The sequence below is a fragment of the Celeribacter marinus genome (assembly GCF_001308265.1).
GTDB lineage: Bacteria > Pseudomonadota > Alphaproteobacteria > Rhodobacterales > Rhodobacteraceae > Celeribacter > Celeribacter marinus.
This window is the reverse complement of sequence record NZ_CP012023.1, coordinates 3048161-3068193: the sequence shown is the minus strand read 5'-3', so window position 1 is coordinate 3068193 and position 20033 is coordinate 3048161. Positions and strand designations below refer to the sequence as shown.

The following is a 20033-nucleotide window of genomic DNA, read 5'->3' as shown; positions in this document are numbered from 1 at the left end:
TTTGTTTGGTTAGTCAGCTAGGGTGTTTATACGTTTTGTATATACGCCCTATTGCCAAAAGTCAACGTTGTTTGATTAGCGTTCAGCAAGCTTTCGGCTCTTGGGCTTTACCCACGGCCTAACCCGTGGCATCCCTTCCATCACTTCGACCTCTCGCAGCATTCCCCCATCCTTGAGCCCGTCTCGCACCCAGGCCAGCGCCCGCCGCCAAGCCTGATAGTCGCGCCGTGCGGCTTCAATCTGTTCCGGATAGGGGGAGTAAGTAACTGGGCATGCCCTGACCTCCACCGTCCGCCACTTCCCTCGCGATAGTACCCTCTCGGTTCCAACCACCACAGTCGTTGCATGATCCCCATGCCGATTGCGCTTCATTTCCACAGGTACACAGCGCGGCACGGCTCCCGGCATCCAGTCCGGTGTGAGCCCAGCGCGTGCAAGCTCTGCCACCCGGATGGCCATGCGTTTGCCCCCTAAGCTATCTGGTATTCCAGAAACAGTCGCGGCAATGACCTCGGCATCCTCGTGGGTGTAATCGCCCAGCTTGTAGCGACCGCCATCGATTTTGCAGCCCAGCGCGGCGCGTTGCATCAGCACGTATTCAAGGCCGAACCCATAGCCATGCTCTCGCTCTGGATCGGGTGGTTCAGGCAGCTCCAGCTGTGCGCATTCTGTGCGAAAGGCCCATTCCAGAGCCTGCTGCACTGTCATGATGCGCTTGGGCCGCCCATGACCAGCTTGCTGTGACGCGCTGTGCAAATTGCGATCGTGTTTCATTGGACGCCTCGCTCACGAAGTTGCTGTGGTGTGACAAGGCCCCGGGCGAGTATCTGGTCGCGCATGCTGTTGCTGATTGCACTAGAGGGGAGGTATTTCTCCGAGTTCACCCAATCGGCGTAGAAGGCGGCCATATCAGCGATTGGTTGGCGTTTTGATTTCGCTGGCTTTTGCGCTTTGCGCCGACCGCTGGACGTCTCATCCCCTTTGCGCTGGGCTGTGCGCTGCATGACGCGATCCAGCGCCTTAGGTCCGTCAGGTGGCTCGGGGTGGTATTGGCGAGAACCTTTAGCCGTCTCGATGATCTCCGCCTCGCTCAGCCCAAGATCATCAATCCATCGTCCAGCGTGCTCACGCGGTGGCCAGCCTTGCCACCAGTCGGGCAGGGGCCCGTCAGGGTCAAAGCCCAGCGCCATCAGCAGCGATCCAAAAAACTGGTCATCGACGCGTTCGCGTCTTCGCGCGTCCTCCTCCTTTACAGGTTTACTTATTGGTTCTCTTACAGGGTTAGTGTCCGAATTTCGGACACGGGAACCGGTATTTTCCGGACACGGGTCGGGGTTAAAATCGGACACGGCTCGGTATGTGGATTTCGCCCCCATACACGAGTTATCCACAGGCTTATCCACAGAAAGGGGTGGGGTTTTCGAGTCCTCACTTGCACCTGTTTCGGTCGCTTCGAAGCCGTGTCCGGTTTCCAAACACGACACCGCGCGATCTTGGGTAAAGCCCGGCTCGAAGGCCAAGATGTAGCTGGTCGGCATCTGTCGCTTGGTGCTTGGGTTAAGCCGTTGTACCCGGCGGATCAGCCCAACGCTTTCAAGGAGCGTCAGGTGGTCATTCAGTGTTGATCGGCTGATCTCGCAATCATGCGCCAGCCGCGCTTGGGAGGGGAAGCAGCCAAAGTCTGGGTTGTGACGATCGCAAAGATGCCAGAGGACGATTTTGGTGGTGGGCTTGAGCCCGCGGCGCTGGATGGCCCAGTTGGTGGCAGCATGGCTCATGAGGTGACCCTCCGCGCCGAAGGACCGGTACCATCGTGGCGTGCCCCTGCATCGCGCGGGGCGTCCGGTGTACTGGTTTGCACGACCCGCGTTGTGAATCCGTGATCCGCCAGCGCGCCCAGCGCATCATCAAGCGAGCGCACCAGTGCCCAACCGAAGCCTTGCGCCAGGACTGCATCGCGGAACGCCTCCTGCGCGGGACTGAGCCGCCCCTTCAGAGACTTCAATTCCAAAAACAGTACGCGCCCGTCACAGAGTACGATGAGATCGGCAAAGCCGGGATGCACGCCCATGCCAACCAAGATCGCCTGACGCCGCGCACCGCGGGGCCCGCCCTCGGTGACCTCATTGGCGCAGTGATGCACGATCGCCCCCTTGGGGAGGGCAAAGCGCAGGGCGACCACAACAGCGCGCTGCAGATCGGCCTCGGGTGTTCTACGCCGCTTCATCGTTCTACCTCCGGATCCTGGTTGTGATGATTGCGGCGCCCCGGGGTCTTGGCCTCCAGCACGACCAGCAAGATCCGCGCGTCCTCGCGTTCCTCGGGTGTCTCGCCATGGCGGACCAAGACATTGCAGGCGATGCGCAGCAGATGGTCGGAATGATGGATGACGTCAGCCACGACGATGCGGGCCTCGCGCCGCCGCTCGTCAATCCAGTCCGCGCGCGCCTCATCACGTTCAGCGCGCCGGCTCCGTTGACGGAAGGGCAGGGGGATGCTCATCGGCGTGCCCCCCGTTTGCGGGTCGGGTGACTTTGCTCGCGGCTCAGGAGCCACGCCTCAACACTGCTACGGCGATAAAAGACCTTACGGCCAATGCGCATGCAGGGCGGCCCTTCGCGTCGCGCTTCCCACCGCGACAATGTATCGGGCTTGATTGTCAGGTCCTGGGCCAGCTGTTCCCTGCTGATCCAGTCGGCCAGCAGGTTCGACGGCTCTGGGGCCGGTTCATGTATCATCATCTGCGACATGGGTGATCTCCTTATATCGGGCCCGACTGTTCGGGCTCAGGTGATCGAAGCAGAGGTCGAGGGGTGGAAACGAGGCGGAAGGTGGAATTGGGAAGAGAGGTGAATTCCACCCCATGTTTTATTGGGTTTTATGATTTCTCGGCATGCCAGCGCGCCTTTTCCGTGGCCTAAATTCGGAATTTCCTGATGCAATTCCACCCCTGCCAAAGGCGGTGTGGCGGCACGGCGGCTGCTTGATTTGTGAACGCGCAGGTTCGCAGTGCGTCAGGCAGATCTTAGCGCGACGCAAACGGTTGCAGGCGAAACCCGCCGGATAAGTGCGGGCGACTACGGCAGTGAGGGGAAATCAGGCCGCCGGTGGTCGGCAACCAGCTTGCGTAATTCATCGGGGGCGATGACCTCGACCGTGTCGCCCCATTTGTAAAGGTGCCAAGCCATTTCCAGCCAGCCACCGGCCTCGAAGCTGACGATCAGCCCACCCTCCTTATCATCCTGCATGATCTGGTTGGGGTGAAACACATAGTTGCGGGCCACTGGCGCAGCACGCTTGTTGAAGTGCCAGATGACGGTGCCAAACTCCGTTTCGGAATGAAAGCACTCGAAAGATCGGGCCGCATGCCCCGCAATGTCAAAGCCGGGGTCACGCACGAATGTCTCTTTGACTAGCCGCGCTCCGCGCAAGCGGTCGAGCCGTAAATGCCGGACACGGGCGTCTCGCTGCGGTTGGCGGCAAATCAGATAACAACGCAGACCGAACAACACACCGTAAGGTTCGACCCGCCGTGTGTGGGGGGCATCATCCCGCTCCCCGATATAGTCCACATCCAGCTTGAATGGGCCTTTGAGTGCGAGGTCGATCACAGTGAGGATTTCCGGATCGTAGGACGTACGTGGACCGGGGCGGCAGGCATGGCCTCGCGCTTGCAGCGTCGCCTCTGCATCCGTCTCTGCGCGCAGAACCTCGCCTGTTGGATGCAACGCAATGATCCGGGAACGTAAGGTTTCCAGCGCGCGTACCTCGGTTACAGCACCGTCGCGAGTCGCACGGCGAATACCCATCTCTAAAGCTGATAGCTCATCGTCCTGAATGCCTTGCAGGCGCAACAGGCGTTCTTGTCCCGAGAATGACCACCACTTGCGGCGATCATCCGGGTCGATGTTCACGTCGACGGTCGGAAATACCTTTTCCAGTGCGCGTGCCATGCGCTGAGCGCTGCGGTGGTTCACTTTGAAAGTGCTCTGAATGTCTTTCAGGCAAACCCCTTTTGGCTGCAAGGCAGCCATGTCGGCCAGTTGCATAAGCTCCAGCGTTTTCGAGAAAGGGACATAGGTCATCTCAGTAGGGTGCCATAATTTGCCACCCTCAATAGTGCATTTTGTACAGCTTCGCGCAAGCTGTCCAAGTCGGTTGAGGCGATTCTTATTCCCCTCTTGCACATCGCTTGCGCAAACCACCAACGCGCGCCGTATCGGCGCGTGACCGGAGGCGCATTGCCCGCGCAAAGCGTGGGGAATGCCGGGGCATGTGTGGCTGGCCAAAGGGTGACAAGGATAAAGGAGAATGAATATGACTGCCTCACCAAGCGCTTTCTTTTCGATGGCGGAGCTGGCGATCCGCTGGCAATGTCCTCTGCACAAGGTTGTAGATGCGGCCATTCTCGGGCAGCTGCGTGTGTTTATTGGTATCTCGCCGGTTACCTGTGGTCATCAACGCATCGGTGGTCTTGTGCAGGTGAATGTCGGGGATATGTTGCCGATGTTCCGCCGGACGGGTCCCAGCGACGAAACCACCACGCTGCGCCGCATCGCGCCATATGAGGGTGGTGAGTGGTTATACATCACCGAACCTGCGGAGGGGCTGGTCATCCGCAGCATTGATCTTCTGGTGCCTGGTCAGGATGTACAGTGTTATGAGGACGAGCGCGATATCTTGCGTCGTAGCATGCATTCCGCTGGTGCTGCGCCGCGCTATGATTGGGACGCCATGTATGCCTGGCTCTTCAAGCGGATCAATGAAGAGGGATTGCCTGAAAGTCAGGCGGCACTGGTAGGCGAAATACAGGAATGGTTCATCCGCAGTTCGAAATCTGGCAAGGTTCCCGAGGACAGCACGATCCGGAAGCGCATTATATTGGTCTGGCGCATTCTGCGGGGCGACAAGTGACGCTCCGCAATTATGCGGAGCGTTGATCCGGTTCAGCATCATGCACAACCCGGGGGCGTGGGCGGAAGATACTGGCCACGCTGTCCACGCCTGCACGCAGGGGCGAGTCCATCAGATGCGCGTATCGCTGCGTGGTTTGCATCTGGGTGTGTCCCAATAGGCGGCCAATAATTTCCAGGGATGCACCGCCACTGACCAGCAGGGACGCAAACGTGTGACGCAGGTCATGGATGCGAACATCATGCAGATCTGCCTCACGCTGCACCTTCACCCAAAAGCGGCGAATTTCTTTGACGGGTTGTCCGACAGTATCGCCTGGGAAGAGCCAGGGATTGCCGTTCGGCACCACCAGTTGGCGCTGACGCACGATAGCGGTCACGTCTTGTGAGATCGGCACGCGGTGGATCTTGCGTTGTTTGGTGGTCGCGGCGGGTTTGGACCAGATGGCGTAATCCAGATTGAATTGCTCGAACCGCGCAGTGCGGACCTCACCGACCCGCGCACCCGTCAGCATGCACATGCGAATGATCGAGGCGGCACGCTGATCCGTGGCCGCGTCGAGTGTGGCGGCAAGCCGGACAAGCTCTTCGGGGCTCAGAAACCGCTCGCGGGCATTTTCGATACGCCGGTGGAAGCCCTGTGCCGGATTGTCCGCGCGCCATTCCCATTCCATGGCGAGCGTGAACATCTTGCGCAGCACCTCGCCCATTCGATTGGCGCGGATTGGCGTTGGTTTGTGCCCTTGCAGCTTGCGGGCCCGATTATTGGGCTTGAGCTTGCACGGGCGGGGGCGGCCTTCGGCGACGAGATCCAGAAACGTGGCTACATCTGATTTGGTGATGTCGGTGACAAGGCGGTTGCCCCATGCCGGGTCGAGCATCTTCTTGAGCATTGATATTTGATCGCCGGCATTGGTGGGAGACAGTTTGGGCAAGTGCTCGCGGATGTAACGGTCGATCATATCGGAGATGCGTGGCGCCGTGCGCAGCTCTTCCTTGGCTGCCAAAGGGTCCTGACCTTCATCGATCATCCGCCTTAGCTCTTTGGCGCGTTCGCGCGCGGCCGTAACGCTCCATTCCGGCCAGCGCCCGATCGACATCCGCCTCTGCCGTCCGGCGAAACGGTAATCCAAAGTAAAGGCGCGATTGCCGGATGGTTGTATACGCGCCGCCAGTCCGCGTATGTCGGTATCGAAGATCTGGTAACTATTCCCTTCCAGCGGCTCTGCATCGCGCAGCACTTTCTCACTTAGCTTCAATCGTTTGACCATTCACCTGGCCCTCCTTTCGTGATCGACACAGGCGTAGATCGACGCCTCTATCAAGTCAGAGCACGGGGGCAGGGGCGGAAAACAGGCGGAAGGTGGAATTGGCGCCAGAAGGAAATTCCGCATAGCGATGTCAATGGGTTAGCCGCACCGCCCAGCGCAACCGGATCGAATAACGTGAAGAAGCACGGGAGAATTCCGGGCGCAGGCAGTGGCGGGCATCGCAAAACCAGCGAAGTGTCAAAGCTGGCGTGAAGCGTTCCAGCACCGGTTCAATCGTACACAATGCTGGATGCGTGATGAAAAAGGTGAACGTCGGTGTGACGGCGGCGCATCTCAGCGAGGCGGGTGTGGTGACCGTCGGCTCCCAGTCGACTGGAAGTGGGAGATGGCCCAAATATGTAGCGGAATGCGGTCATTCGCGGCGCTTGGCGCCAATGACCGGATTGCAGGACAAGGCGGACCCCACCACCAATGCCACAGCCAGTTCAGCTGCACCTTGCCAGAACCAAGTTTGGCAACTCAATCGTCAGCTTCCGAGCCCGAGCACGGGATAGAGCGACGCCACCAGCAAAGCCGCCATGGTTATGTTGAAGACCTTGAGCCGGGTTGCGTTTGACAGCCATTGCCGGACCACGGTCCCGAGCCATGCCCAGACAGAGATCGCCGGAAAGCAGACGACCGCGAACGCACCAGCTACGATGGCGACCGACAGAAGCGTGCGGTCTGGCGCGTAGAGTGTGATGGCGGACAGGCACATGGCCCAAGCCTTGGGGTTCACCCACTGGAAAGCGGCCGCTTGCAGAAAGGTCATCGGACGACTGTCCGCGTCCCGCTCTGCCATCGGAGCAGCCGTCGCGATTTTCAATGCGAGCCAGAGCAGGTAGCAGACGGAGGCGACCTTCAGCACCAGGTTCAGCGCAGGCAATGCGTCGAATAACGCCATCAGCCCCGCTCCAACCAGCAGAGCCATCACGGACAAACCCCCAACGATGCCAAGCATGTGCGGCAAGGTCCGGCGGAAGCCGAAGTTCGCGCCAGAGGCCATCAGCATCAGGTTGTTCGGCCCCGGCGTGACGGTCGTGACGAATGCGAAGCCCAGAAGGGCGGTCAGGATAGCGAAACTCATGGGGTGTTCCTCTAGTATTGTCTGTGCGCAACAATAGTGAGAAGAGGTCGCAATATATCGTCTAATATACTATACTGAGAGATATCTGCACAATTATGGACGGCAAATGGACGCTATTGACCATAGAATATTGCGCGAGCTGCGGCGCGACGGGCGGATCAGCAATGTCGCTCTGGCCGAACGTGTCAGCCTTTCTCCCTCGGCCTGCCTGAGACGGGTTCAAGAGCTGGAGCGAATAGGAGTGATCCGAGGCTACAGGGTCGTGACCAGCCCTGAACGGATGGGCCGTGGTTTTTCCGCCTACGTCATGGTCGGCCTCTCCTCCCATACCAAGGCGGCACAGGAGGGCTTCGAGCGCGCCATGTCAGTCGCGCCAGAAGTCGTCGAATGCCACAATATAGCAGGGGCTTTCGAGTATATCCTTCGCGTCGAGAGCGCCGATCTCTCGGAATACAAGCGCTTCCATACAGAGGTCTTAGGCACCCAATCCCACGTCAATGCGATCACGTCCTATATCGTGATGGGATCACCCAAGGATGAACGAGCTACATGATCTGAACGTGCAAGTCTGCGTCGGTTGTGGATTTGTGTGCAAGCGTTGCTGAATGTCGTGCTAGGGCTAAGAAGCCGCGATTCGCTGCGCACCTTACCAACGTCCGCTCAGGGCCGTCCGTGAAGACGGCCCATGACTTAGATCTCGATAGATTCAGCAATCATCAGCGCATCTTCAAGTTCCACGCCGAGGTATCTGACGGTGCTATCCATCTTGGTATGGCCCAGCAGCAGTTGGACGGCCCGAAGGTTGCCCGTTTTCTTGTAGATCTGGGTCACCTTCGTTCGCCTCATCGAATGCGTGCCGTAAGCACTGGCCTCCAGCCCGATGGACGTCACCCAGTCACGGACAATACGTGCGTATTGACGCGTCGAGATGTGAAGTCTTTCGTGAAAGCGACCGGGCCAGAGGTATTCTGACCCGACCATCAACGGCTCCCGCATCCACCTTGCCAGCGATGCACGGGTGCCTTCGGAGATTTCGAAACGGACCGGCTTCTGCGTCTTGCTCTGCAGAACCGACGCGCGTTCTTTGATTTGACCTGATGCCATGACATCGGCCACCTTCATTCTCACCAGATCGCATCCACGCAGCTTGCTGTCGATGGCAAGATTGAAGAGTGCCAGATCGCGATAGTTCTCGGCCAGCTCCAGCCGCACTCTGATGGCCCAGACGTGTTTGGGCTTGAGCGGTCTTTTTTGGCCAACGATACGGCCTTTGTTCCAGGCAGGACGTAGCGCGCGGATGGCGGGTAAGTTTCGTGTTTCCATGATGGATCCTCCATCCACCACACCCACCCACATCGACAACCCGACGTTGACAAGACATCATAGCACATGATGCTGCATCGCACCGGAGGTCGGCTTCGAGCCCGAAACGGCCATTATCGAGCATATGTTCAGTTGATTTGCAGGACCGTAAGTGGCAGCATAATCCGGCCGGTAGCGGGGGTACCTATGGCAAGCAATGATACGAAAACCGTCGGATTGAATGCCGCCATTTTTGGCGGGTGCATGATTGCCTTTCTGGGATTTGGGTTTGCCGCGACATTTGGTGTGTTTCTCGCGCCCATGTCGAGTGAACTTGGTTGGGGGCGAGAGACGTTCTCGCTTTCCGTTGGCGTGCAGGCCCTTGTATGGGGCTTTTCTCAGCCCATCGCAGGCGCGATTGCGGACAGGTATGGTACAGCACGCGTGCTTGCCTTTGGTGCAATTTGCGCAGGGATTGGCTTCGCGCTGCGTGGCATGACCACTGATCCGATAGCATTTATCCTGACCGGCATACTAGTTGGTGCAGGTACCGGTGCCGCATCATTTCCTATTGTAATCGGTGCACTTGGCAAGATTGTGAGCCCCGAACGCAGAAGCTTCATTCTCGGTCTTGGTACGGCAGCGGCTTCACTTGGGATGTTTGTGGCTGCGCCAACAGCAACCATGATGATCAGCGCGATAGGGTGGCAGACGGCCTTAATCGCAATTGGGTTTAGTTTTACGCTGATCCTGCCATTCTTGATTTTCATCGCAAGAGCTTCAAAGCCAACAGCATCGGGATCGAGCGCTGGCGATTTTGGCCGCGCGCTATCGATTGCATTTACTGACCGGAGCTATCTTTGCCTCTTCTTCGGCTTTTTCGTTTGTGGGTTTCACGTCGCCTTCATCCAAACACACCTGCCGGCCTTTGTCGTCGATCTGGGCCTGGCTGCATCGATCGGCGCATGGTCGCTCGCACTAATTGGCTTGTTCAATATTGCGGGATCATTCCTCTCAGGATGGTCAGGTCAGAAATATTCCAAGAAAGGTGTTCTCAGCGGTATCTACTTCGTGAGGGCACTCGTCATTGCGGCGTTCATTCTTGTACCTGTCAGCGAAGTCACCGTGCTGATCTTCTCAGCGCTGATGGGGCTTTTGTGGCTGTCGACTGTGCCGCTGACGATGGGCTTGGTCGCACAGACACAGGGACTGAAGTTCTTCTCAACGCTCGCAGGACTGGTCTTCCTAAGCCACCAGACCGGCGGTTTCGTCGGTGCGTGGTTAGGTGGACGCATTTATGATGTAACACAGGACTACACGCCTATGTGGTGGGCTGCCGTAGTACTTGGCCTTTTGGCCGCGCTTATCCACCTCCCCATACGAGAGGAACCAGGCGCACTGGCGCGTGCAGAGCTAAGCTCTAATTCGTGAGTCATGCATCAGCCTAATGATCGCACCGATGACCCCTGAACATCACTGTTCGTGGAAGACAGACAATTCGCATAGGTTCAGATTTGGCATGCGACGGCCAGCTTCGTTCGCTTAGCGGACCTCGGTTCATCCCGCAGCGAAAGGCCGCTCTGAGCCGATTCTGTGGAAAAACAACGTGTTGCGCGCGCAGAAAGTCGCGCTTTGGATGCGGCGCGAGCGCCTTTCTTATCAGGCTTTGCGCGTTTGCTGCGGCGCAGGAAAGATCTTCGCCAGTTTTCGGAGGTTTTGGGCGGTTGCGGCGAGCAGGAATTCGTCATTTGCGCCGCACGGTCCGCGCAATCGGAGCCGTCCTAATCCAAGAATGCGTTTTAGGTGGGCGAACAGCATCTCGACCTTTTTGCGGAGCCGCATTGAGATTTCGTATTGCTTGGTTTTGGCAATGTCGCGGGCAACCTGACGGGCGTCTTCGTGTTCTTCGCGGGTGATCTTTCGAGCGTCAGCATTCGGGCAACACTGCATCTTCGATGGGCAGGCTTGGCAGGTGTGTTTCAGCGCCTGATACTTGGCGACGCCTTTGCCAGTCGGGCCACGGTTCGGGTCCGAGTAATTGCGCCGGAACTGCTTCAAAGGCTCGCCCTCTGGGCAGATGTATTGGTTGTTTTCGGCGTCCCATTCAAAGTCGGCACGGCTCCAGGTGCCGTCGGTTCGACCGGCTTTGTCCAGAACCGGAATGTGGGGACTGATCTTACGATCAACCAGCCATCCAAGCATTGGCCCCGATCCATAAGCGCTATCTGCAATGAGGCGTTCGGGATCCAAATCATGCCGATGCTTGATCCTATCCAACATGGTGCGCACGGACCCAACTTCCGCCTGCCGGATTGACCTCGTTCCTTCGACGTCGACGATCACACTGTGATCGGTATCTATCAGATAGTTGGTGGAATAGGCAAAGAATGCTGGGCCTTTACGTGCCGCCGTCCATTGACTGGAGGGGTCAGAATGGGAGGTGAACTTGGGCTCAACCTCAGATGCTGCACCAAAGGCAGCGTCATCCAGCACGTTGAGATACTCGCGAACGGCGCGTGGTGCCTCCGTTGGATCAATGGCGCTACGGTCCCAGTCTCCCTTTGGCGTAGAGTTCTGTTTGTTGGCGTCAGCTTCGATTAAGCTGGCATCTGCAGCAAGCCGTTGCCCACTCACCAAACCGTCGGCGATGCACCGCGCCACAGTCTTTTCAAACAGATGGCGCAGCAGCGCGCTCTCACGGAAACGCCCGTGGCGGTTCTTTGAGAACGTGGAATGATTTCGGATCGGATCAGACAGATCAAGGCGGCAAAACCAGCGATACGCGAGGTTCAGATGCACCTCTTCGCACAGCCGCCGTTCGGACCTGATGCCAAAGCAATACCCCACCAAAAGCATCCGGATCAGCAGCTCAGGATCAATCGATGGGCGGCCTGTGTGGCTGTAAAACTCGGACAGATACTTGCGGATATCACTGAGATCGACAAACCGATCAATGGACCGCAGCAGATGATCTTGCGGGACGTGATCTTCCAGAGAGAACTCGTAAAACAGCGCCGCTTGCGCTTCCTGCCTCGGTCCCATCATCGCCAAATCCCCCGCTTTTATAGGGGAATTGAATCAGCCAAAGGCCTTCAAATCAACAAGAGTTTTTCAACAGAATTAGCCCGACCCGGCCATTTTGTTTTCATGCTGCGTGCGCTCGCAGCGGGAGAAATGCGGCATGAGCGAAAATCTTCATGCTGTCGCGCAGCAGAACAACCGGCCATTCGTGCAGGTGGCAGCATGGATCAAGCGGCGAACTTACAGGTCGCGGGACGGAGCTGCCATTCACCATAGCTGTACCAACGGCCGCTTACGAGCGGCTAGATGGTTGCAGAGTCTTAGTATGCAGCAAATTGTCTTTAAAGCAGCTATGAAGTCGGATGTCTTTAAGCAGGTTTCACCAATGCTGCTTTGCCAAACCGGATCAATGGCACTGCATGCCGTGCGAGGCCTGCGATAATGCCGGTGACGTCTCCGTTTAACCAAACTTCTTTTGGAATATCCACGCGTACAATGAAGCTTTTGCGTTTGATGTCTTCGGCATTTGGGTGATCTTCGCAATCACTGAAGCCTTTGGGCATCCGCGTCAGCCGGTCGATGTCGGCAAGCTCTGTTCCAGCGTCCGCCAGCCCATCTAAGATTGCTTGGTACGCTGACGTCTCATCGACAATGCGCTGTCTGATTAGGCTAAGCTGGGCTGTCGGCAACCGGTAAAACCCGCCCGCGACCCAACCGCCTGTCGCATTCAGTTCAGCGTAAACCATGCCGGCCGTTTCGGTTTTGGTTCCACTTGGTGTCAAAAGCCCGGAAACGGATGTCTTGTAAGGGCTCTTGTGTTTGGAAAAACGCACGTCGCGGTTCATGCGAAACATCGTTTTCGCGCTTCCTTCAAGCGGGAGCGGGCTGTTGATTAAACGGTTTGAAACATGCTCAAGCATCTCGCCAAAAGGGATCAAACAGTGGATTTTGATATCCGCCTTATGCGCATCATACCAGTCTTTGGTGTTGTTCTGCGCAAGCTGGGCCAAGAGGTTGAACGACGTGTCAGAGATCAGGGTCATTGGGGCCATCCATGATTGCATGCAGGCTTACGGTGTTACTTCATGCATGCGCAAAATTGTGTCCACTGCGCGCGTCGTGCGCTTTTCGACGTCGATGTATGGCACCTTGATGACGCCCAATTGCACGCGCACCATCCCCAGACCTTCGAGCAGGCCCATCAGGTCTTCGGCTATATCCATCGGGTCAGTAGCATCAGACAAAACGCCCTGCGTTTGCGCCGATTGGAACATCAGAGCAAAGTCCTTTTGTGTCTGACCGTAGGCCGCATCAAAGAAGGTCTGTCCGATATGTGGATTACCGCGCGCCTCTTCGTGCATCAGACGCGTAAATTCCATCGTGTCGGCGGCGTTCAGAAACGTCAGAAGCTTAGTGCCGTATTGGATCAAGGCCTCACGAAGTTCCGGGATCGTTTCGGTTTTGGGCGGGGTCAGTTCACGGAATTTCACTGCCTCGGCTTCGGTCACACAGCGCAGGATATCGGCCATGTTTTCAAAGTGCCGGTAGATTGACGCTTTGGACACTGCCGCCTCGCGTGCAAGCAGATCCGTGGACACTTTTTCAAAGCCGTGTTCGAAAAACAGCCGGCGTGCCGTGTGCAGAATGCGGTCGTGTGGAGGTTGCTTGCTCATAAAACACACCTAAGCCGCGTGGTGCAAAAAGAAAAGTACTGCTCCGTACTCTTTTAACTTGCCGTCTTGGTGGCATGCTCTAGGTACGGCGCAGTACCCATGCAGAAAGCCACCTGATGAAAGCGACCATCTTACTCTTAGTCACTCTTGCCCTATCAGTTCCAGCGCACGCCCAAGACACCGAAGATTTGACACCGTCGGGCGACACAGCACCTATACGGGCGGTTAAGCTCATTCAGGCCGGGGGTGGCGCAGTACAGCTCGAGCGTGTGTTTTTCGGTCAGGTAGCGGCGCGCGAAACAGTTGATCTGTCGTTTGAGGTCGGTGGGCGGTTGATCATGTTTGATGCCCAAGAAGGCCAGTTTCTGGACGACGGTGTCCAAATTGCGGCGATGGATTTGGCCCCGTTTGAGCGTGCAGTCGAGCGTGCGACCCTACAGCTCGCCCAAACCAATCGTGATCTGACACGCGCGCAAACCCTCGTCCAGTCAAACGTGGCCTCGGCAACGCAGGCCGAAAATGCAGAAACGGCGCGTGATCTGGCCGCTTTGGCGCTGCGCGAGGCCACAGATGCGCTTGAGGACGCAGCACTCCACGCCCCATTCCGCGCGCTGGTGGCATCTCGTTTGACGCCCAATTTCGCGAATGTATCGCCGGGCCAACCCATCGTGCGCTTGCATGACATGTCGGAAGTTCGCGTTGAAATCGACGTGCCAGAGCGGCTGTTTCAAAGCCTATCTGATGTTGAAGGTATCAGATTTGTCGGCACATCCCCCCTGTTTGAGGGCGAAGTGCCGCTGACCTTGCGCGAATTCAACGCAGAGACGCAAAGTATCGGTCAAAGCTACCGTGTCACTTTGGCCTTGCCGTCCACTCAGGTGCCCACGGCAATTATTCCGGGCGCTTCAATGACTGTGACTGCACGCCTGCGGGACCGCGATGCAACGGCGATTACGCTGCCGCCATCAGCCGTGACGATGACCAACGATGGTGCGCAGGTCATGATCTACACACCCAATGCTGAAGGTAAAAACGGAACAGTTGGCTTGGTGCCTGTAAATGTGGCCTCAGCCAATGGTGCGCAGATCACTGTTACCGGCGTTGGTCCAGACCTGTGGATCGTCGGCGCAGGTATCCAAATGCTGCGCGATGGCGAAACCGTACGCCCCTTCACCGGCATGAGTGTGGAGTAGGTTGATGAAAATCGCGCGGTTCTCAATTGAATATCCGATCTACACCTGGCTTTTCATGATTTTCGCGCTGATCGGTGGCGCGGTGGGTTATTTGTCGGTCGGCAAACTGGAAGACCCGACATTCACCCTCAAATCTGCATTGGTCATCACGCCTTATCCGGGTGCGACAGCGGCAGAGGTGGCGACAGAAATATCAGAAGTGCTGGAAGCCGAAATCCAGCAGATGGATGAGATCAAGACTGTTACATCGCGCAACACGCAAGGCAGTTCCGTCATAGAGGTCGAAGTAGAGGACCAGTTCGGCGGTGACGAGCTCCCCCAGATTTGGGATGACCTGCGCGACCGTGTTGCTGACGCTCGTGGAGCGCTACCCACAGGTGCTTTGCCGTCAATCGTGAATGACGATTTCGGAGACGTCTTTGGCATTTTATATGCCGTATCAGCGCCCGGGTTTTCGGACGCCGAAAGATGGGACATCGCAACCTTTATGCGCCGCGATCTGTTAACGGTCGAAGGCGTGGCAAACGTTGAAATTCAGGGCCTGCCGGAAGAAGCGATTTTTGTCGAACCATCCTCGCAGATCGTATCCTCCCTTGGCATTGATCCGGGGCTGATCATCGGGGCGATCAGCGCGTCAACTGCAATTAATCCAACAGGATTTGTCAGCAACGGAAGCGCCAATCTGCGCATTCAAGGCCCCTCTGCCGAGGATAGCGTAAGCGAGATCAGCGGCCTGACGTTCGGATTTCAGGGTGAGGTTCTGAACCTGCTTGATATCGCCCAAGTCAGCCGCGGTCGTGTCGACGATCCCGAACACATTCTTCGCCACAACGGTCAAGAGGTGTTTACCCTTGGCGTGTCTGGCTTGTTATCTGAGAATATCGTGAACGTCGGTCAGCGCGTTGAGGCGGAACTGGATGTTCTTGAAGAACTTTTGCCGGTGGGCGTCACGGTCACGCCTATCTACGAACAACATCGCGTGGTGGACGATGCCAACGGCAGTTTCCTAGTGTCGCTGGCGATGTCTGTGGGCGTCGTGATCGGTGTTCTGGCACTGTTTATGGGACCGCGCGCTGCTGTTGTCGTTGGCGTGTCGCTGTTGCTGACTGTCACATCCACCTTCTTTTTCATGTATTTGTTTGACGTCAAAGTTGAGCGGATCAGCCTTGGTGCATTGATTATCGCGATGGGTATGCTGGTCGATAACGGCATCGTCATCGCTGAAGGCATGCAGCAGGAAATGCGCAAAGGCCGCTCCTCGCGCGAGGCCGCCGATACTGCTTCAAAGAAAACCCAGATTCCACTGCTGGGGGCGACGATTATTGGCATTATGGCCTTTGCGGGGATTGGTCTGTCACCTGACGCCACGGGCGAGTTCATGTTTTCGCTGTTTGCAGTCATCGCGATCTCGCTGTTGCTGTCATGGTTTGTCGCCGTGACGGTGACGCCGCTGTTGGGTCACTACTTGTTCAAAACGGGCGGTTTGGTCGGTGATGATACTGGCTATGACGGCCCTGTTTTTCGCGCCTATGGTGGCGTCGTCCGCTGGGCGCTCAAGCTGCGATGGTTGGTCATTGCAGGGTTAATCGGCACGACTGTCGCGTGCGTGATGGCCTTTGCGCAGGTCAAGCAACAGTTCTTTCCACCCGCGACGACGCCGCTGTTTTACCTCGAGTATAAGGCGGCTCAAGGCACCGCAATTGGCGAAGTTTCAAACGATTTGAAAGTCATTGAAGACTGGCTTTTGGCCCGCGATGATGTTGCAGATGTGACGGCGACTATTGGCCAAGGCCTGACGCGGTTCATCCTGACCTATAACCCGGCGCGCCGCGACAGCTCTTACGGGCAACTGGTGATCCGCGCCACATCGCCAGAGGCGATTCCTGCCTTGCGCGCCGAGCTGGACCAGTTCGGTATCGAAGCGCTGCCATGGGCTGAACTGCAAACGAAACGGATAATTTACGGACCGCCCGTTAGCTCCGACATTGAGGCGCGTTTTTCCGGCCCTGATCCAGAGGTTTTGCGTATGCTGGCATTGCAAGCCGAAGACATTCTGCGCACGGCCACGCCCCTTTTGCATAGTGAACACAGCGACTGGCGCGAACGCGAAATTGTCACGCGCCCGATTTATGCCGAAGATCGCGCACAAGCCGCCGGGATTGCGCGCAGCGATGTGGCAAATGCCATTGCACTGGCCACGAACGGGATACCCGCGGGCACCTTCCGCGAACGAGACCGCTTGATCGACATTATCGTGCGGACCCCGCGCAGTGAAACGGCCCGCGACGGGCAACTTCTGGACCAGATTGTTTATTCTAACGCCATCGGGGGCTATCTGCCGTTAAGCCAAGTCATCGACGGATTTGCCGTAGTGGCTGAAGACCCAGTCATTGAGCGGCGTAACCGTGTCGCGACAATCACCGTGCAAGCGAACGTCATCGACGGGCTAACACCACCAACCGTTTTTGGTGAAATCCGCCCCCTAATCGAAGCGATCGATCTGCCCGTCGGTTACCGCCTTGAATGGGGTGGTGAGTTTGAAAGCGCAGGCGAGGCGCAAGCGTCGCTGGGCCGCCAAATGCCATTGGCATTCGGCACTATGCTGCTGATCACGGTCCTGTTGTTCGGCAAACTGCGCCAGACTGCGGTGATCTGGACGATTGTGCCAATGGCGATCAATGGTGTGGCGCTTGGCCTGCTTTATGCAAACCTTGCGTTCAGCTTTACGGCGATGCTGGGACTGTTATCCCTATCTGGCATGTTGATCAAAAACGCCATTGTGCTGGTCGAGGAAATCGATGCGCAAAAGGCCGAAGGACTCCCGCAGTACAAGGCGATCATCACTGCAAGTGTTAGTCGTTTGCGCCCTGTCGTGCTGGCCGCCGGCACCACAATTCTTGGGATGCTCCCATTGCTGGCCGACGGGTTCTTTGCGGCGATGGCGGTGACAATTATGGGTGGTTTGGGCTTCGCGTCCATCCTGACGCTGATCGGCGTGCCGGTGCTCTACCATACATATTTGCGCAAAGAACGACGCGCGGACAAACGTGCCGCCAGCGCACTGGCAGTGGCGTAATGGCCGGTATCCCGACAGACCGTTTTGAGAAAGTGACGGTTAGCTCCGTCGCAGAGCTGCGCGATTGGCTGACAGCGCATCACACCCAGTCTGAAAACATCTGGCTGGTGACGTTTAAGAAAAGCGTGCCCAACAAATATGTCTCCACACAGGACATCTTGGATGAGGTTATTGCATTCGGGTGGATCGACGGCATCCGCCGCAAGTTGGATGATGACCGCACAATGCAAATAATCGGACCGCGCCAGACCCAAGCATGGGCCAAAAGCTACAAAGACCGCGCCTCGCGGCTGATTGCGGATGGGCGAATGACCGTTGCAGGGCTAAATTCAATTGCAGCGTCCAAAGAAAACGGGCTTTGGGACTATTGGGCGGATGTGGATGCACTGATCGTGCCCGACGATTTGCGCGCGGCACTTGATGGCAAACCGATTGCGGCGCAGAACTTCGATGACAGCGCGCCGTCTTACAGGCGTAATTTGTTACGTTGGGTGAAGCTGGCCAAAACACCACAAACACGGACCAAGCGGATTGCGCAAATTGTTGACTACACAGCGCGGGACGAGAAAATTCCGCAGATGTAGTGTCATCGACAGATTTTAGGTTTTCTAGCAATTCAATGAGATGATAAACCTTGGTAGTCGGAAGCGCATTTGATTTGTTGTTGATGCCTAAGCCGACATTCATGCACACTGCAGCATCGGTCATTGTGGGCTCTGTGCGGACGAATGCACTGGCAGAGAAACAGGGTTCCAACAACTTCGGATAACGGCCATTCAGCTGGATGCTATGCTCTCTTTGTCAGCGCGGTGCTGATGTCTGGGTTTGGAGGGAGGATTGGAGGGCATATTATGCCAAGAGTCCAACTTCCCGCAGTTACCCCAAAACACAGAGCCTGGAACAAGGGCCGGATCATCGGCCAAAAACGTCCCCTTCTTCCTAAACAAGTGTGGGCCATCCGGGCGCGGCTTGAACTTTCGGGTTATCTTCGTGACCTTGCGCTGTTTAACGTTGCGATTGATAGCAAACTGCGCGGCTGTGATCTGGTCAAACTCGCCGTGGCCGATTTGGTCAAAGATGACCGCGTTCGCGAACGCGTTTCAATAGTCCAGAGTAAAACCAAGAAACCCGTTCAGTTCGAACTCACTGAAAACACAAGAGATACCGTCATTGCGTGGGTGCGATCTCCTGAGATGATCGGGTGCCGGTTCATGTTTCCGAGCCGTTTCCACGACCGCCCGCATATCTCAACACGTCAATATGGTCGACTTGTTCGTGACTGGGTTACAGCGATTGGCCTGGAACCCAGCGGATACGGAACACACTCGATGCGCCGAACCAAAGCTGCGGAGATTTACCGCAAGACGGGGAACCTCCGCGCCGTGCAACTTTTGTTAGGCCATACGAAGGTCGATAGCACAGTGCGTTATCTGGGCGTTGAGCTGGAAGATGCGCTAAGCATTGCTGAACGGATCGACATCTGAACGAAGTTGGCGTGCGGCTATTGCCGTTCGCCAATCAAGACCAGGCCTTCATGGTTCCCGCAGCGGTCGGCAGGACTGAGCCCTGATCGACGATCTCACGGCAGGATAGCGAATGGCGACTTCCGCCTCGCGCATACCGAACTGTCATCGGTTGAGAACTCAGTTTTCTCGCTCTTTACGCATTTTGCTGGAACTAACTTGAGTTTCCCGTCAACGTGTATGCGAACTCGATAAATTTCTGGAGAGTTAGAATGCCAAATCAATTTGAAATCACGCCTAGAGAAATCATCAACTTCTGGTTTCCAGACGGACCAAGCCCAGAACCAAAGGCCCATATGGATTTGTGGTCATGGCGTATGAGGGGCGGCGCGAACGATGAAATCATCGCGAAATACACGGAAGCCACCGAGCGCGCCGCACAAGGAGAGTTTGATAGTTGGGCGGACGAACCAATCGGGCGGTTGGCTCTTATTATCTTGCTTGACCAGTTTCCAAGAACCGTGTGGGCGGGAACTGCAAAGGCTTATGCGCAGGACCCTAAGGCACTGCACCTCTGTCTTGAGGGACTTGAGAACGGCCACTTTGACGCGCTTGAAAACGTGTGGTTCAAGTCAGTTTTCAAGTTGCCCATGGAACACTGTGAGTGCCCAAATCATTTGGCCAACTTAGACCGCGTCATCGCCATTGCAGATCAAATCAAAGAAGATGCGCCTGATAATTTGAAAGATGTGTACGAGTTTGCGGCGGGACAGCCCAGAAAGCATAGGGCCGTCATTGCTCAGTTTGGGCGTCATTCCCACCGAAATGAAGTCTTGGGGCGTATCTCTACGCCTGCAGAATTGGACTACATCTCTAAAGGTATTTTCCCGCACGAAGTTGAGTTAAAAATATAGCTGGCCCAATATCGCAAAGCTTTCGCGACGATCAAGTTATTGTCCAGCATACCTACCAGCCGAAAGCTGACATTGTCTTGC

General features: G+C 56.7%; 20 protein-coding genes. 8 read left to right on the top strand and 12 right to left on the bottom strand.

The window, feature by feature from the left end; translation table 11 throughout:
• Positions 1-75 precede the first annotated feature (75 nt).
• From IMCC12053_RS15265 to IMCC12053_RS15240, 6 genes are all read right to left on the bottom strand, one after another.
• A complete protein-coding gene (locus IMCC12053_RS15265) occupies positions 76-774 on the bottom strand; it encodes a hypothetical protein (RefSeq protein ID WP_062220537.1) in 699 nt (232 codons plus the stop codon).
• Positions 771-1778 carry a helix-turn-helix domain-containing protein gene (locus tag IMCC12053_RS15260; RefSeq protein WP_062220535.1) on the bottom strand — a complete coding sequence of 336 codons (1008 nt, stop codon included), beginning with the start codon at positions 1776-1778 and terminating at the stop codon, positions 771-773. The genes IMCC12053_RS15265 and IMCC12053_RS15260 overlap by 4 nt, the downstream gene beginning before the upstream one ends.
• Positions 1775-2227 (bottom strand): VRR-NUC domain-containing protein, encoded by a 453-nt coding sequence (locus IMCC12053_RS15255; protein ID WP_062220532.1) that lies wholly within the window; start codon positions 2225-2227, stop codon positions 1775-1777. The genes IMCC12053_RS15260 and IMCC12053_RS15255 overlap by 4 nt, the downstream gene beginning before the upstream one ends.
• Positions 2224-2502, bottom strand: a complete 279-nt coding sequence (locus IMCC12053_RS15250) for a hypothetical protein (RefSeq protein ID WP_062220529.1) — start codon at positions 2500-2502, stop codon at positions 2224-2226. The genes IMCC12053_RS15255 and IMCC12053_RS15250 overlap by 4 nt, the downstream gene beginning before the upstream one ends.
• Positions 2499-2750: a helix-turn-helix transcriptional regulator gene (locus tag IMCC12053_RS15245; protein ID WP_062220528.1), complete on the bottom strand. Its 252-nt coding sequence runs from the start codon at positions 2748-2750 to the stop codon at positions 2499-2501. Before IMCC12053_RS15245 ends, IMCC12053_RS15250 begins: the two co-directional genes overlap by 4 nt.
• Positions 2751-3077: 327 nt before the next feature.
• A complete protein-coding gene (locus IMCC12053_RS15240; protein WP_062220526.1) occupies positions 3078-4085 on the bottom strand; it encodes a helix-turn-helix transcriptional regulator in 1008 nt (335 codons plus the stop codon).
• A gap of 226 nt (positions 4086-4311) precedes the next feature.
• Between IMCC12053_RS15240 and IMCC12053_RS15235 the strand changes: the two genes are divergently transcribed.
• On the top strand, positions 4312-4914 hold the full coding sequence (locus tag IMCC12053_RS15235; RefSeq protein WP_236852460.1) for a hypothetical protein: 603 nt from the start codon (positions 4312-4314) through the stop codon (positions 4912-4914).
• Between the two features lie 10 nt (positions 4915-4924).
• Here the strand turns inward: IMCC12053_RS15235 and IMCC12053_RS15230 are convergent, their stop codons facing one another.
• Positions 4925-6184: a tyrosine-type recombinase/integrase gene (locus IMCC12053_RS15230; RefSeq protein WP_062220522.1), complete on the bottom strand. Its 1260-nt coding sequence runs from the start codon at positions 6182-6184 to the stop codon at positions 4925-4927.
• 526 nt (positions 6185-6710) lie between these two features.
• Positions 6711-7310, bottom strand: coding sequence for a LysE family translocator (locus IMCC12053_RS15225; protein WP_062220520.1), 600 nt, complete (start codon positions 7308-7310; stop codon positions 6711-6713).
• Positions 7311-7416: 106 nt separating this feature from the next.
• Between IMCC12053_RS15225 and IMCC12053_RS15220 the strand changes: the two genes are divergently transcribed.
• Positions 7417-7863, top strand: a complete 447-nt coding sequence (locus tag IMCC12053_RS15220; protein ID WP_062220518.1) for an Lrp/AsnC family transcriptional regulator — start codon at positions 7417-7419, stop codon at positions 7861-7863.
• Positions 7864-8000: 137 nt separating this feature from the next.
• Here IMCC12053_RS15220 and IMCC12053_RS15215 read toward each other — a convergent pair whose 3' ends face one another.
• On the bottom strand, positions 8001-8633 hold the full coding sequence (locus IMCC12053_RS15215; protein ID WP_062220516.1) for a tyrosine-type recombinase/integrase: 633 nt from the start codon (positions 8631-8633) through the stop codon (positions 8001-8003).
• 243 nt (positions 8634-8876) lie between these two features.
• On the opposite strand from IMCC12053_RS15215, the gene IMCC12053_RS15210 reads away from it, so the two are divergent.
• Positions 8877-10043 carry an MFS transporter gene (locus IMCC12053_RS15210; protein ID WP_236852458.1) on the top strand — a complete coding sequence of 389 codons (1167 nt, stop codon included), beginning with the start codon at positions 8877-8879 and terminating at the stop codon, positions 10041-10043.
• A 228-nt stretch (positions 10044-10271) separates the two neighbouring features.
• On the opposite strand, the gene IMCC12053_RS15205 is transcribed toward IMCC12053_RS15210, so the two are convergent.
• The 3 genes from IMCC12053_RS15205 to IMCC12053_RS15195 all read right to left on the bottom strand — a co-directional run bounded on the left by IMCC12053_RS15205 (position 10272) and on the right by IMCC12053_RS15195 (position 13306).
• The gene (locus tag IMCC12053_RS15205) at positions 10272-11657 is read right to left on the bottom strand and encodes an IS1182 family transposase (protein WP_062220513.1); all 1386 of its coding nucleotides are present in this window, start codon (positions 11655-11657) and stop codon (positions 10272-10274) included.
• 344 nt (positions 11658-12001) lie between these two features.
• Positions 12002-12676: a DUF2461 domain-containing protein gene (locus tag IMCC12053_RS15200; RefSeq protein WP_062220511.1), complete on the bottom strand. Its 675-nt coding sequence runs from the start codon at positions 12674-12676 to the stop codon at positions 12002-12004.
• 27 nt (positions 12677-12703) lie between these two features.
• The gene (locus tag IMCC12053_RS15195; protein WP_062220509.1) at positions 12704-13306 is read right to left on the bottom strand and encodes a TetR/AcrR family transcriptional regulator; all 603 of its coding nucleotides are present in this window, start codon (positions 13304-13306) and stop codon (positions 12704-12706) included.
• Between the two features lie 116 nt (positions 13307-13422).
• Between IMCC12053_RS15195 and IMCC12053_RS15190 the strand changes: the two genes are divergently transcribed.
• The 5 genes from IMCC12053_RS15190 (at position 13423) to IMCC12053_RS15170 (ending at position 19952) form a co-directional block, all read left to right on the top strand.
• Positions 13423-14499: an efflux RND transporter periplasmic adaptor subunit gene (locus IMCC12053_RS15190; RefSeq protein WP_062220507.1), complete on the top strand. Its 1077-nt coding sequence runs from the start codon at positions 13423-13425 to the stop codon at positions 14497-14499.
• 4 nt (positions 14500-14503) lie between these two features.
• Positions 14504-17575 carry an efflux RND transporter permease subunit gene (locus tag IMCC12053_RS15185; protein ID WP_062220505.1) on the top strand — a complete coding sequence of 1024 codons (3072 nt, stop codon included), beginning with the start codon at positions 14504-14506 and terminating at the stop codon, positions 17573-17575.
• Positions 17575-18159, top strand: a complete 585-nt coding sequence (locus IMCC12053_RS15180; RefSeq protein ID WP_062220503.1) for a YdeI/OmpD-associated family protein — start codon at positions 17575-17577, stop codon at positions 18157-18159. The genes IMCC12053_RS15185 and IMCC12053_RS15180 overlap by 1 nt, the downstream gene beginning before the upstream one ends.
• A gap of 267 nt (positions 18160-18426) precedes the next feature.
• Complete coding sequence (locus tag IMCC12053_RS15175) at positions 18427-19059, top strand: tyrosine-type recombinase/integrase (protein ID WP_062220501.1); 633 nt, start codon at positions 18427-18429, stop codon at positions 19057-19059.
• A 251-nt stretch (positions 19060-19310) separates the two neighbouring features.
• Entirely contained in the window at positions 19311-19952 is a 642-nt protein-coding gene (locus IMCC12053_RS15170) for a DUF924 family protein (RefSeq protein WP_062220499.1), read from the top strand.
• Positions 19953-20033 lie beyond the last annotated feature (81 nt).

Coding starts and splice junctions, on each gene's coding strand:
- IMCC12053_RS15195 (WP_062220509.1), bottom strand. CDS start 13,306: ATGAGCAAGCAACCTCCACACGACCGCATTCTGCACACGGCACGCCGG.
- IMCC12053_RS15250 (WP_062220529.1), bottom strand. CDS start 2,502: ATGAGCATCCCCCTGCCCTTCCGTCAACGGAGCCGGCGCGCTGAACGT.
- IMCC12053_RS15180 (WP_062220503.1), top strand. CDS start 17,575: ATGGCCGGTATCCCGACAGACCGTTTTGAGAAAGTGACGGTTAGCTCC.
- IMCC12053_RS15190 (WP_062220507.1), top strand. CDS start 13,423: ATGAAAGCGACCATCTTACTCTTAGTCACTCTTGCCCTATCAGTTCCA.
- IMCC12053_RS15240 (WP_062220526.1), bottom strand. CDS start 4,085: ATGACCTATGTCCCTTTCTCGAAAACGCTGGAGCTTATGCAACTGGCC.
- IMCC12053_RS15170 (WP_062220499.1), top strand. CDS start 19,311: ATGCCAAATCAATTTGAAATCACGCCTAGAGAAATCATCAACTTCTGG.
- IMCC12053_RS15235 (WP_236852460.1), top strand. CDS start 4,312: ATGAATATGACTGCCTCACCAAGCGCTTTCTTTTCGATGGCGGAGCTG.
- IMCC12053_RS15175 (WP_062220501.1), top strand. CDS start 18,427: ATGCCAAGAGTCCAACTTCCCGCAGTTACCCCAAAACACAGAGCCTGG.
- IMCC12053_RS15185 (WP_062220505.1), top strand. CDS start 14,504: ATGAAAATCGCGCGGTTCTCAATTGAATATCCGATCTACACCTGGCTT.
- IMCC12053_RS15220 (WP_062220518.1), top strand. CDS start 7,417: ATGGACGCTATTGACCATAGAATATTGCGCGAGCTGCGGCGCGACGGG.
- IMCC12053_RS15230 (WP_062220522.1), bottom strand. CDS start 6,184: ATGGTCAAACGATTGAAGCTAAGTGAGAAAGTGCTGCGCGATGCAGAG.
- IMCC12053_RS15255 (WP_062220532.1), bottom strand. CDS start 2,227: ATGAAGCGGCGTAGAACACCCGAGGCCGATCTGCAGCGCGCTGTTGTG.
- IMCC12053_RS15265 (WP_062220537.1), bottom strand. CDS start 774: ATGAAACACGATCGCAATTTGCACAGCGCGTCACAGCAAGCTGGTCAT.
- IMCC12053_RS15200 (WP_062220511.1), bottom strand. CDS start 12,676: ATGACCCTGATCTCTGACACGTCGTTCAACCTCTTGGCCCAGCTTGCG.
- IMCC12053_RS15225 (WP_062220520.1), bottom strand. CDS start 7,310: ATGAGTTTCGCTATCCTGACCGCCCTTCTGGGCTTCGCATTCGTCACG.
- IMCC12053_RS15205 (WP_062220513.1), bottom strand. CDS start 11,657: ATGATGGGACCGAGGCAGGAAGCGCAAGCGGCGCTGTTTTACGAGTTC.
- IMCC12053_RS15215 (WP_062220516.1), bottom strand. CDS start 8,633: ATGGAAACACGAAACTTACCCGCCATCCGCGCGCTACGTCCTGCCTGG.
- IMCC12053_RS15260 (WP_062220535.1), bottom strand. CDS start 1,778: ATGAGCCATGCTGCCACCAACTGGGCCATCCAGCGCCGCGGGCTCAAG.
- IMCC12053_RS15210 (WP_236852458.1), top strand. CDS start 8,877: ATGATTGCCTTTCTGGGATTTGGGTTTGCCGCGACATTTGGTGTGTTT.
- IMCC12053_RS15245 (WP_062220528.1), bottom strand. CDS start 2,750: ATGTCGCAGATGATGATACATGAACCGGCCCCAGAGCCGTCGAACCTG.